The organism is Pseudoalteromonas sp. SR41-8 (assembly GCF_014163915.1).
In the GTDB taxonomy this organism is placed as follows: domain Bacteria; phylum Pseudomonadota; class Gammaproteobacteria; order Enterobacterales; family Alteromonadaceae; genus Pseudoalteromonas; species Pseudoalteromonas rhizosphaerae.
Window position 1 is genome coordinate 1 of the sequence record NZ_JACJEE010000057.1, and the last position, 11,905, is coordinate 11,905.

The window sequence follows — 11,905 nt, forward strand, 5'->3', positions numbered from 1 at the left end:
TGATGGCTGATGGCTTATCGCTGACGGCTTACTGCTTCTTTTTAACTACTTTTAAAACCAATTCTAAAACCGCCCCAGTGTTTGCCATTTACATAAATGGGTACTGATAGGTCATGTAAAATTTCACCGGTATCACGTTTATAGGTTTGCAATAAAAAGCTCTCAGTGTGGCTGCCACAGCGGCTGCCGGTGGCATCGTTGAAAATACGTTTAGTGCGGTTATTCACTAAATCTTGTTGGTAATTGCCAGTTATTGGCTGGCTGTAGCGCTTATTGTGGGTAGGGAAGTAACCTTTTTTGTCTACGGCACCAGCAAAAAGAATTTTGTCATTTTCAAGAATAGGCTCTTGAATTGGCGGTAAAATTTTATCGGTTAAAGTATCGTATGGTGTTGTATATTTTGTGGGGTTAGTATTTTTAATTGCTTGATATTCTTGTGAGAACAACTGCTTTTCAGTTAATTGCTTCGTTTCTAGCAACTCAGTAAATTTTACCGCGATTGCATTGCTTGCCGTTGTTGCTGCATTGAGTATAGGCTTGAAAAAGGCATTGTGTTCAACTTTACTGAGCTCTCTAAAGATGGTTTCAGATCCTATCGATAACATAGCTGCTTGTGATGAAATTGAGTTACCTTTGGTTGCTATTTCAGCTAGCAAATGGCTTATACTTGATACAGAGGTATTTATTTGTGTGGTTGCTTGTTGAAAAGCAGATACTGCTTGCTGCATGTTTTCTAAGGTTGATGATGAGTCTGTAATATCATGATTTATTGTTAAAAATGCTTGGGTAACATTTTCGAGTTCGGTTTTCACTTCATCACTTTGTAAAGAAACCTGTTTCATATCATCATTTGTTTGCACGCTATTAGTATTTATCTCAGTTAGCATCTGTGCAATTTGTTTAGTGGCTTGATTGGTTTTATTGGCAAGATTACGTACTTCATCTGCAACTACAGCAAAGCCTCTGCCTTGTTCACCCGCTCGTGCAGCTTCTATGGCGGCATTTAATGCCAGTAAATTAGTTTGCTCAGCAATGGTTTGAATAACTTGGGTAATGCTTTGAATATCAGTTGCACTTTTTAATAATAAATCTAACTTACTTGCGACGTTAGTAATTGAGTTAGACAACGAATCAATTTGTTGTGTGGCTATTTGCAAGCGTTGCTCTGCTGATGTTGATGCCTGAGATGTTTGCAACATTGCTGCATTTACGATGGTGATACTATTAGTGAGTTCACTACTGTTATGGGATAACGCCTGTGTTGCAGCGCTAACCGATTCGCTTTCACTGTAACAACCATCAATTTCTTTAGTTAGGCTATCTACATAGAATCCGACTTCTGCTGCACCAATTGCATTTTGAGAGGTTGCCACTGTGATGTTTTGAGCAACATTGCTGAGTTGGGGCTGTTTATTAATGTCTGACGCAGGGTTTGGTTTTTTGTCAGTTAACTTGGCTGTAAAAGCGAATAGAGCAGTAAAAATTGCAATGATTAGCGCCGCGACTATCGATAGTTGCTCGAAGTAATATAGAAAACCAATACTGACAGCGAAGAGTGTATAGCATAGCGATTTTAAATTCATTCCATTGACCTTTGTTGAGTTGTAATTTTCAGTCTTAAATATAAAGCACAGAAAATCAATTAATAAAAGGTCTAATAGGGAAGTCGACTGATTGACTTAGCAAACAAAAAAGCCAACCCTAAGGTTGGCTTTTGCAGTAATCTATTGCAGTAATGAGCATCAACTCATTTTAGTAAGTTGCACTGCCTTTTGTACGTGGGAAGGCAATAACGTCACGTACATTGCCCATACCAGTTACATAGGCAACTAAACGTTCGAAACCTAAGCCAAAACCAGAGTGTGGTACTGAACCGTATTTACGTAGGTCGCGATACCAGCTGTAGTCTTCTTTGTTTAAGCCCATTTCTTCTAAACGTGCATCAAGTACATCAAGACGTTCTTCACGCTGTGAACCACCAATGATCTCGCCAATACCTGGTGCTACAACGTCCATTGCAGCAACGGTTTTGCCGTCTTCATTTTGGCGCATGTAGAATGCTTTAATATCACGTGGGTAGTTTTTAATAACCACTGGTGCTTTAAAGTGCTCTTCTGCTAAGTAACGCTCGTGCTCAGATTGTAAGTCAACACCCCATTCAACGGCGTATTCAAATTTCTTACCACAGCTTTTAAGAATTTCTACTGCATCAGTGTAATCAACTTGTGCAAAATCTTTCTCAACAAATTCTTCTAGGCGCGTGATAGCTGTTTTCTCTACACGTTGAGCAAAAAATTCCATATCATCACGACGTTCTTCAAGCACCGCTTTGAACACATACTTAAGCATGTTTTCAGCAAGTTTGGCGATATCTTCTAAATCAGCAAACGCAACTTCTGGCTCGACCATCCAAAACTCTGCCAAGTGGCGAGAAGTATTTGAATTCTCTGCACGGAAAGTCGGGCCAAAAGTATAAATTTTTGACATCGCTGAGGCGTAAGTCTCACCATTTAACTGACCTGATACAGTAAGGAATGCTTCTTTACCGAAGAAGTCTTCGCTGTAATCAACATCGCCTTTATCTGTACGTGGCAAGTTTTGCATATCAAGCGTTGATACGCGGAACATTTCGCCTGCACCTTCACAGTCACTTGCGGTGATGATAGGGGTGCTGATCCAGTAATAACCTTGCTCATGGTAGAAACGGTGAATAGCTTGCGCTAAACAGTTACGTACACGTGTTACCGCACCAATCATATTGGTACGTGGGCGAAGGTGAGCGTGCTCACGTAAATACTCAATGCTGTGGCGTTTTGCCGACATTGGGTATGAGTCTGGGTTTTCTACCCAACCAAGTACCTGTACGCTATTTGCTTGAATTTCGAAAGATTGACCTTGGCCTGCTGATTGTACTAAAACACCAGTAACTGACACAGAGCAACCGGCTGTTAGGCTAGTAACTTCATCATAATTATTTAGTGAATTAGGTACTACCGCTTGAATAGGATCAAAACACGAACCGTCATGAACGGCTAAAAATGAAATTCCTGCTTTTGAATCGCGGCGTGTACGGATCCAGCCTTTAATTGTTACTTGGCTGTCTACCGCAACCTTGCCTTTTAATAGCTCTGAAATCGCTAAGTGGCTCATCTTCACTCCAATGATATAAGTTGCCTACATTAATATGTGCGCTATTGCACTTGAACGGTGTATCTTACCTTTGAATGTAAAATAAAAAAACATTCAAAAGTAACTCTTTGCTTATTCTTTTGCATTTTTGTGGTTTTTTGTCGTTTAAAACCTAGAACTTTAATTTTTTGTGATAAGAAACAACTTAGATCAAAATTTAAAGGCGATTTTCACTGCGATAAAAACGGGTTTTGTGGCATTATATGCAATTACGATATTTAAACTAACTTGCTAAACATATAGGTATTATGAAACAAGTCTTTATTTTACGTGGTTTACCAGGGTGTGGTAAGTCTTATTATGCGCAAAACCTAGCCGATGAAATGGTAGCGGGCGATCAAAGCCAATACTTAATCTGTTCGACCGATGATTATTTTTATAATGAGCAAGGGGAGTATCAGTTTGATAAGTTCAAACTGTCGCAATACCACAATTTAAATTTAGCTCGTTTTATAAATGCGTTAGCGCAAGAAATCCCACTTATTATTGTTGATAATACTAACATCAAGAAATGGGAATTTATTGCTTATAGCCAAGCCGCTGTTGCACTAGGCTACCAAGTTAAAGAAGTGATTGTGGGTGAAGTAAAAGACAAATCAATGCAACACCTGTACGCCAAACGTAATAGCCATAACATTCCACTGAAAATGATCAGCAAAATGGCTTATATGTTTGAGTGGTAATAGTTACCCAAATTACGATTAGATTGGGTAATTATTTAGGGTCTTGATGATATGCTAATAATGTTTTCCGGCAATTGCTGCGTAAATAGCGTCAGCTAATGTGGAGATATCGCCTGAACAACTAATATACGGTGGCATTAAATAGATAAGCTTACCAAAAGGGCGGATCCATACATTTTTACTAACAAAGAAAGCTTGTATCTTTGCTACATCGATAACAGTATCGAGTTCAACCACACCAATTGCTCCTAACGTTCTTACATCAACAACATGCTCAAGATCATTACAACGGTGTAATGCTTGCAGCGCATCGTTTAGGTGGGCTATTTGTGCTTGCCAGTCTTGTTCAAGTAATAAATCAATACTCGCACAAGCCACAGCGCAGGCCAATGGATTGCCCATAAATGTTGGGCCATGCATTAACACCCCAGCTTCACCTTCGCTGATACCAATGGCAATTTTATCTGTGGTTAATGTTGCAGATAACGTCATCATGCCACCTGTGAGTGCTTTACCTATGCATAAAATATCTGGCTCAATATCAGCATGTTCTACGGCAAATAGCTTACCTGTGCGGCCAAACCCTGTGGCTATTTCATCACAAATTAATAATACACCGTAACGATCGCATAGTTCACGCACGGTTCTTAAATACTCTGGATGATAGAAGTTCATTCCCCCTGCATTTTGTACAATTGGCTCGATGATAAAAGCTGCAACATGCTGATGATGTTCTTCGAAATACTGTGCGAGGTGGTGTGCTTCTTGTTTATCGAATTGTTGTCCAAACTGAGTCTTTGGTGCAGGCACAAATACATGCTCTGGTAAAAAGCCTTGGTATAAAGAGTGCATTGAATTAATAGGATCACATACGCTCATCGCAGCGAAGGTATCGCCATGATAGCCTTTATAAGGCGTCATCAGTTTTTGTTTGCTGGTTACTCCTTGACTAAGCCAATATTGCAAAGCCATTTTTATCGCCACTTCAACACTTACCGAGCCGCTGTCGGCTAAAAATACTTTTTGCAACTTACTCGGGGTTATTGCAACCAGCTTTTTACAGAGCTCTACTGCTGGCTGGTGGGTTATGCCACCAAACATTACATGGCTCATTTTATCTACTTGCTCAATCACTGCATTTTTCAATACCGGATGACCATAACCATGAATAGCACTCCACCAAGAGGCCATACCATCTATTAGCACTTCGCCGGTGGCAAGGAAAATTCGATTATCGCGAGTGTGGCTAACAGGGTATACAGGCAACGGCTGGATCATTGATGTGTATGGATGCCAAATATGTTGACGATCAAAATCAAGGTCAATCGATTGTTTTTTATTCATTCGTAAACTCAATTCTATTTAGGTTCGTTGACAATGGTACGGCAATACGTATTCTAAGCCAATAACACCAAGAGCAAAAAATAAAAGAGAGTATTATGGAGCTTGCAACTGTTCGACACGATTGGACCCACAGTGAGGTGAAAGCCTTATTTGAAATGCCATTTAACGATTTATTGTTTAAAGCCGCCTCTGTGCATCGCGCTAATTTTAATCCAAACGAAGTACAAATTTCTACGTTGTTATCAATCAAAACCGGTGCCTGCCCAGAAGACTGTAAATATTGCCCGCAATCGGGTCATTACAAAACTGATTTAGAACGCGAACGCCTAATAGAAGTAGAAAAAGTGGTAGAGCAAGCGCGGTTAGCAAAACAAAAAGGCGCCACACGTTTCTGTATGGGGGCTGCATGGTCAGATCCAAAAGACAGAGACATGCCATACATTTCGCAAATGGTAAAAGAAGTAAAAGCCCTTGGCCTTGAAACCTGTATGACTTTAGGCATGTTAAATAACGAAAAAGCCCATGAACTGCGCAGTGCAGGGCTTGATTACTATAACCACAACCTCGACACCTCACCTGAATACTATGAGCAAATTATATCAACTCGGACATTCCAAGATCGTTTAGACACCATTGGTAATGTGCGAGACGCTGGTATGAAAGTCTGCTCCGGCGGTATTGTCGGTATGGGTGAGCAAGCAAGCGACCGCTATGGCTTATTAATGCAGTTGGCTAATTTACCCCAGCAGCCCGAAAGCGTGCCAATTAATATGCTAGTAAAGGTAAAAGGGACACCGCTTGAAAACGTTGATGACTTAGATCACTTTGAGTTTATTCGTACCATAGCCACAGCACGTATTATGATGCCCAATAGTTACGTACGTTTATCAGCAGGACGCACTGCAATGAACGAACAAATGCAGTCAATGTGCTTTTTTGCCGGTGCTAATTCTATATTTTATGGTGATAAACTTCTTACTACCGAAAATCCAGAAGCCGATGCCGACATGCAATTAATTAAAAAGCTCGGGATGAACCCAGAAACACGCCACGATTATTCAGATGAGGCCGTTGCTGCGTCTTTGTCATCGCAAGTGGCTGATAAAGCAACCGCAGAATTGTTTTACGAAGCGTAAAGTGCTCAGTACTATGCTAATGGTTTAAAGTATTGCGTTGAAGGTTAAAGCATTTATGTCATTTGAATTTATAAACACCCATTTAGATGAACGCAAAGCACAGCAGCTATTGCGTAAACGCTATGTAGTGCAAAGCGCAACGGCGCGCACTATTACGGTTAATGATAAAACCTACCTTAACTTTGCGAGTAACGATTACTTAGGGTTTGGCGATTCGCCGGTGGAATTAACCAGCGCGCCATTACTAGGTAGCCACAGCTCAGCACTAGTAACGGGTTATCAACAACCACAGCAAGCGCTTGAGCAAGCTTTATGTAGTGCTTTGGGTTATGAAGCAGGCATGTTGTTTAATTCGGGCTTTAGCGCAAATAGCAGTGTGATTAAAGCCTTGTTCCAAGATAAAGCGACAGCGCAACACAGTGCGATTTTTCAAGATAAACTCAATCATGCCAGTTTAATTGATGGCGCATTACACGCCAACGCCGCGTTAATACGCTTTAACCATAACGATATAAACCATTTACGCTCACGGCTAGAAAAATCAAAAGCGCGCAATAAGCTCATCGTGTCTGAAGGAGTGTTCTCCATGGATGGTGATACCGCGCCAATTAAAGCGCTATTTACCTTAGCAAAGCAGCATAACGCCTGGTTAATGATAGACGATGCCCATGGTTTTGGTGCTTTAGGAAAATCGGGGCTTGGCAGTTGTGAAGCCTTAATTGCAGCCGACACCTTGCCCGATATTTTAGTGATCACCTTTGGTAAAGCGGTTGCTAGTAGTGGGGCGTGCGTATTAGGTTCGCAGCATTTTATAGATTACATGCTGCAGTTTAACCGTGATTATACCTACTCAACCGCTATGTCACCGTTTATTGCCTCTCATACCTTGGCACGTATCAAAAGCATAAGAGACGCCAACGACAGGCGAGCCAAATTAAACGCTAATATTGCGCTGTTTAAACGCCTAGCTAAAGAGCAGCACATTGCGCTAATGGACTCTAACACCGCGATTCAACCGATTGTTTTAGGCTGCGCCGAGCAAACGTTAAAAGCCAGTGAGCAACTAAAGCAGCAGGGCATTTGGCTAACGGCTATTCGCCCGCCAACTGTTTTACACAATACCTCGCGTTTGCGTATTACCTTAAGTGCAGCCCACACCCATGACGATATAAAACAACTCGTTGGTAGTTTACAAAAGGTCATTTCATGATAAGCCCGCAGGCAATTAAAACTAAGCCACTTAGCCCTACAACTGTGTGTATAGCTGCTCAGGTTTTAAAAAAAACCACAGCGCATAACTTTTCAAAGGCAGCAAACAGTTACAGCCAGCATGCCAATGTGCAAAAACAAGCGGCAAATGATTTATTTAAACTCATTAGTGCAAACCCTAAAAAGCTCTGTGTTGACCTAGGCGCAGGGCCGCTTGTTAATACTCAGGCTTTAAAGGCATTATTTGGCCAAGTTGTTGCCATAGATTTAAGTTTTAACATGCTAAAAAGCAGCACTTTAAATGCCCCAAAACTGTGCGCCGATATGGATAACTTACCGCTGCAAGCTAACAGTATTGATGTGTTATTTAGTAATTTTGCGCTGCAGTGGTCTACTAATTTTGAAGCCTTAATGCACTCGCTTTACCAAGCATTAAAACCAGGCGGGCAAGCCTATATTAGTACGGTTGTTGCAGGGTCATTAAACGAAATAAAAACCGCCTTTGCTGCGCTTGATTCACACAATCATATTAATCAGTTTGCAAGCCATAATAATATAAACCAATCGGTCGAAAAGGCAGGGTTTAAGATCAATACCTCAAAAAAAGTCATTTATACCGATCAGCACAGCAGTGCATTAGCGGCTATAAAATCGATTAAAGCCATTGGTGCCACCACACAAAATCATGCAACAAGTCGTCGTGGTTTATTAACTAAATCAGCACTAAAAAAAGTCTGTGATGCCTATCCGCTTGTAAACAATAAAGCCCATGTATCTTACCATGTAGTATTGTTATCATTAGAAAAAGCCCAGTAAAAATAATAAGGCCATGCCATGAACCAGTTTTTTATTACCGGTACCGATACCGACGCCGGTAAAACTCATGTAACCAGTTTGCTGTTAAAGTTACTCGCACAACATAAAAAGCGCGCAATAGGTTTTAAGCCGATTGCCTCTGGGTGTGAAATGGCGTTTGAGCAGCTCGTAAACGCCGATGCGCTAATGCTAATGGAAAGTGCCACAGTCAGCGCTAAATACGACATAATTAACCCATTTGCATTTGCGCCGCCAATAGCTCCCCACATAGCTGCAGAGCAAGCGGGTATAAACATAACAGTAGAAAAGCTGAGCATGGCTTATCAACATGTTAAGCAACAAGGCGCAGATTACCTGTTAACAGAAGGCGCGGGTGGTTGGGCTTTACCAATTAATAATAACGAGTATTTATACGACTGGGTAAAAGCAGAGCAACTGCCAGTAATATTAGTGGTAGGGATGAAACTAGGCTGTATAAATCATGCATTACTCACTGCTGCACACATGCAAAGTATGGGTGTTAATTGTGTAGGGTGGATTGCAAACCAAGTTGATGCCACTATGGATGAATACCAAGCAAACCTAGATTCACTGAAAACACGTTTACCATTTCCACTGCTTGCCATTAGCCCATACACAGAGCAAACCCCTAAATTACAAATTTATAAAACCCTGCTTGAAAAATTATCCATAAATCCATAAATAACCCTTGTGTTGTGACATAGTTTGTCACAGAATAGCGCTGACGTTATGACATAGTGTGTCATGACGCAGTGATTGCTCAAAGCCGATCAAACATAGTAAATCGCTCAGCAATAAATGTTATTTTTGGAGAACTCGTATGAAACGTGTATTTTTGTTTTTATTAACTAACCTCGCGGTTATGTTGGTATTAGGTGTGGTGCTTTCAATCATAATGAGTGCGCTGGGCTTAAGCCATCGTAGCCTTGGCGGAATTTTACTAATTGCGACTGTATTTGGTTTTGGTGGATCGTTTATTTCGTTATTTATGTCGAAATGGATCGCCAAAAAATCAACCGGTGCGCAAGTGATCACCCAACCTCGTACCGAAACCGAACAATGGCTGGTAAGCACTGTGGCTGCTCAAGCTAAAAAAGCCGGTATTAACATGCCAGAAGTGGCTATTTACGACAGCCCAGAAATGAACGCGTTTGCAACCGGCCCGAGTAAAAATAATTCGCTGGTGGCGGTAAGTACGGGTTTATTACATAACATGAGCCAAGATCAAGCCGAAGCTGTGCTTGCGCACGAAGTATCGCATGTGGCTAATGGCGACATGGTAACGCTCACGCTTATTCAAGGTGTGGTTAATACCTTTGTTATTTTTGCCGCTAAAGTACTGGCTGGCATTGTAGATAACTTTATCAATAGCGATGAAGAAGAGGGCGGCAGCAGCTGGACTTACTTCTTATTCGATATGTTATTCCAAATATTATTTGGCGTACTGGCAAGCATTGTGGTTGCCCATTACAGCCGAAAACGTGAATTTGCAGCCGATAACGGCGCAGCTCAGTTGGTAGGCGCAGACAAAATGCGTTCAGCCCTTGAGCGATTAAAGCAAAACCACCCATCGCAATTAGAAGGCTCAATGATGGCCTTTGGTATTGCCAGTGGTAAAGGCATGGCTGAGTTGTTTTCATCTCACCCACCGCTTGACGCACGTATAGACGCATTACGTCGTTAAAAAAATTCAAGTTTTTCACAGTACTTGTAAACAAAAAGCCTGCATTTGCAGGCTTTTTTATTTTTAATGTTTTTTATTGCGATTGAATAATGTCAGTAATGCCCTCTGGCGAGAGTATTTCAATCCAGTAACCGTCTGGGTCTTTAATAAAGGCAAGGCCCTTCATTGAGCCACCATCTGGCTGTTTTACAAACTCAACATCGTATTTAGCAAAGCGCTCACAGGCAGCGTATACATCGGGCACGCTAATCCCAATATGACCAAAGCCTTTTGGTTCTTCATTACCACTGTGATAACCGCTAAAGCTGTCGTCGTTTTCAGTGCCCCAGTTATGGGTAAGCTCAATCAGCGCAGGGCGGCGAAACACCCATTGTGTTTTTTGTTTATCATCGCCTTTAGGCATGTCTTGCTCGTAGCCTAAAAAGTACAAAGTAAACTCCATACCAGGAAAGTCATACTTTCCTAATAGTTTCATGCCCAATACGTTTTCATAAAATGCCAGCGACGGTTTTGGATCTTTAATACGCAACATAGTTTGCTGCATCACATAGCCCTCAGTGGCCTGTGCAATTTGCTCTGGAGATTCGTTATAGCTAGACATGAGATAATCCTTAATAAAATGACTGAAAAAACCTTAATGGATTTAAAAAGGCAGGGGTATACGCTTATGATAATAAACAGCAGCAAAAATTAAAACCATCGAGCTAAATTACTTGCAAGTAAGTTGAGTGCTTTATAAGCGAAAAATGGCATATTTAGCGATGCTGTTTATTTATACAGTACTGGGGTTTTGTCCCATAACATTATTAAAAGTCGTTTTGGTGTATTTTAACAATAGTCATTTTATAGCCTACGTAATTTCTTGTTTACATTGAAGTTGTTTAGTGGAATTATTAAGCAATGTAATATACGTCGTTTTGGGGGGTTATAACCCCCCAAAGTGGTGTTTGATAAGCTGTTAGATTTAAAGCCATGGAAGCGACATGAAAAAAGAAAAAACAAGCAGCGTATGGTGGCTTGTATCGCCAACATACAAATATGCAGAAAAGAAAAAGCTTGAACTTATAGCCAAGTCTTGTACACCTAGCGATCTTTCTAGCTCACTGCGAGAATATAATAAGCGTTATTTGCTTATGTCTATCGGTTGGTGTGTGTTAGCGGCTCTTTCAGTTCCTATCGGATATTGTCTGTTTGAGGGTGGGTTTTACGCAGATACTTACTACAAGTATGTCTTTGGCGGACTAGTCATTTTCATATCTTGGATTTTTCTTATTTCAAGAGCTGTGGAAATATTTAAGGCATTTTTGGATGATGCGGTTCAAAAACTCGATGGGGATAAGCCGTCAAGCGACCTTAAGTATGGGCAGAGATTAAGGTTGTCCTTTAATAGTTACGTTGAGCTCATTATAAATTTCGCAACGCTATACTACTTGGTTCCGCCTTATTTTTATAAAGATTCTTATGAGTTTTCGACCATATTTGAGGCGATCTATTTTAGTGGCGTTACAATTACCACTCTTGGTTATGGTGATATAAGCCCGTCAAATCCAATTCTTCAACTACTTTCAGTTTTTCAGGTTCTAGCAGGATTTGCGCTTATTGTTGTCTGTTTTGCAATATACTCTGGTCTTGCCCTAGGTCAGGAAAAATCTAACAATCGCGTTAACTAGGACGCTCGCAAGCTCGCGCCTATTACGCGGGCGTTGAGGCTGTAGAATTACTCTTTTTAGGAACTGGTTCTACACAATTGACTTGATTGTTTTTTGACCTTGAACCCACAGGGTTACTGTGATCTAATAGATATTATTCACCCACGGTAAATT

The 11,905-nt window shown here is 40.9% G+C and carries 11 protein-coding genes; 7 read left to right on the forward strand and 4 right to left on the reverse strand.

The features are described from left to right. Positions 1–41: 41 nt before the first annotated feature. Both H5162_RS20745 and asnS read right to left on the reverse strand, forming a co-directional pair. Positions 42–1,583 carry a methyl-accepting chemotaxis protein gene (locus H5162_RS20745; protein WP_182759297.1) on the reverse strand — a complete coding sequence of 514 codons (1,542 nt, stop codon included), beginning with the start codon at positions 1,581–1,583 and terminating at the stop codon, positions 42–44. 169 nt (positions 1,584–1,752) lie between these two features. Continuing rightward, positions 1,753–3,150, reverse strand: a complete 1,398-nt coding sequence (asnS, locus tag H5162_RS20750; RefSeq protein ID WP_182718872.1) for an asparagine--tRNA ligase — start codon at positions 3,148–3,150, stop codon at positions 1,753–1,755. A 287-nt stretch (positions 3,151–3,437) separates the two neighbouring features. Between asnS and H5162_RS20755 the strand changes: the two genes are divergently transcribed. After that, entirely contained in the window at positions 3,438–3,872 is a 435-nt protein-coding gene (locus H5162_RS20755) for an AAA family ATPase (protein WP_145233300.1), read from the forward strand. 54 nt (positions 3,873–3,926) lie between these two features. Here the strand turns inward: H5162_RS20755 and bioA are convergent, their stop codons facing one another. Next, positions 3,927–5,216, reverse strand: coding sequence for an adenosylmethionine--8-amino-7-oxononanoate transaminase (gene bioA / locus H5162_RS20760; RefSeq protein WP_182779411.1), 1,290 nt, complete (start codon positions 5,214–5,216; stop codon positions 3,927–3,929). Between the two features lie 95 nt (positions 5,217–5,311). Between bioA and bioB the strand changes: the two genes are divergently transcribed. From bioB to htpX, 5 genes are all read left to right on the forward strand, one after another. After that, entirely contained in the window at positions 5,312–6,352 is a 1,041-nt protein-coding gene (bioB, locus tag H5162_RS20765) for a biotin synthase BioB (RefSeq protein ID WP_182779412.1), read from the forward strand. A gap of 55 nt (positions 6,353–6,407) precedes the next feature. After that, positions 6,408–7,562, forward strand: a complete 1,155-nt coding sequence (locus tag H5162_RS20770) for an 8-amino-7-oxononanoate synthase (RefSeq protein WP_182779413.1) — start codon at positions 6,408–6,410, stop codon at positions 7,560–7,562. Further along, positions 7,559–8,377, forward strand: coding sequence for a methyltransferase domain-containing protein (locus H5162_RS20775; protein WP_182779414.1), 819 nt, complete (start codon positions 7,559–7,561; stop codon positions 8,375–8,377). Before H5162_RS20770 ends, H5162_RS20775 begins: the two co-directional genes overlap by 4 nt. Before the next feature lie 18 nt (positions 8,378–8,395). Continuing rightward, positions 8,396–9,079 carry a dethiobiotin synthase gene (gene bioD, locus H5162_RS20780; RefSeq protein WP_182779415.1) on the forward strand — a complete coding sequence of 228 codons (684 nt, stop codon included), beginning with the start codon at positions 8,396–8,398 and terminating at the stop codon, positions 9,077–9,079. Positions 9,080–9,218: 139 nt separating this feature from the next. Beyond that, the gene (gene htpX, locus H5162_RS20785; protein WP_182779416.1) at positions 9,219–10,082 is read left to right on the forward strand and encodes a protease HtpX; all 864 of its coding nucleotides are present in this window, start codon (positions 9,219–9,221) and stop codon (positions 10,080–10,082) included. A 73-nt stretch (positions 10,083–10,155) separates the two neighbouring features. Here htpX and gloA read toward each other — a convergent pair whose 3' ends face one another. Further along, complete coding sequence (gloA, locus tag H5162_RS20790) at positions 10,156–10,683, reverse strand: lactoylglutathione lyase (RefSeq protein WP_138686930.1); 528 nt, start codon at positions 10,681–10,683, stop codon at positions 10,156–10,158. 382 nt (positions 10,684–11,065) lie between these two features. Here gloA and H5162_RS20795 point away from each other — a divergent pair, with 382 nt between their 5' ends. Further along, positions 11,066–11,752, forward strand: a complete 687-nt coding sequence (locus tag H5162_RS20795; protein WP_182779417.1) for a potassium channel family protein — start codon at positions 11,066–11,068, stop codon at positions 11,750–11,752. Positions 11,753–11,905: the final 153 nt, after the last annotated feature.

Bases quoted from the DNA above. Each gene is read 5' to 3' on its own strand.
- H5162_RS20745 (WP_182759297.1), bottom strand. From the start codon at position 1,583: ATGAATTTAAAATCGCTATGCTATACACTCTTCGCTGTCAGTATTGGT.
- H5162_RS20770 (WP_182779413.1), top strand. From the start codon at position 6,408: ATGTCATTTGAATTTATAAACACCCATTTAGATGAACGCAAAGCACAG.
- htpX (WP_182779416.1), top strand. From the start codon at position 9,219: ATGAAACGTGTATTTTTGTTTTTATTAACTAACCTCGCGGTTATGTTG.
- H5162_RS20755 (WP_145233300.1), top strand. From the start codon at position 3,438: ATGAAACAAGTCTTTATTTTACGTGGTTTACCAGGGTGTGGTAAGTCT.
- asnS (WP_182718872.1), bottom strand. From the start codon at position 3,150: ATGAGCCACTTAGCGATTTCAGAGCTATTAAAAGGCAAGGTTGCGGTA.
- bioA (WP_182779411.1), bottom strand. From the start codon at position 5,216: ATGAATAAAAAACAATCGATTGACCTTGATTTTGATCGTCAACATATT.
- H5162_RS20795 (WP_182779417.1), top strand. From the start codon at position 11,066: ATGAAAAAAGAAAAAACAAGCAGCGTATGGTGGCTTGTATCGCCAACA.
- gloA (WP_138686930.1), bottom strand. From the start codon at position 10,683: ATGTCTAGCTATAACGAATCTCCAGAGCAAATTGCACAGGCCACTGAG.
- H5162_RS20775 (WP_182779414.1), top strand. From the start codon at position 7,559: ATGATAAGCCCGCAGGCAATTAAAACTAAGCCACTTAGCCCTACAACT.
- bioB (WP_182779412.1), top strand. From the start codon at position 5,312: ATGGAGCTTGCAACTGTTCGACACGATTGGACCCACAGTGAGGTGAAA.
- bioD (WP_182779415.1), top strand. From the start codon at position 8,396: ATGAACCAGTTTTTTATTACCGGTACCGATACCGACGCCGGTAAAACT.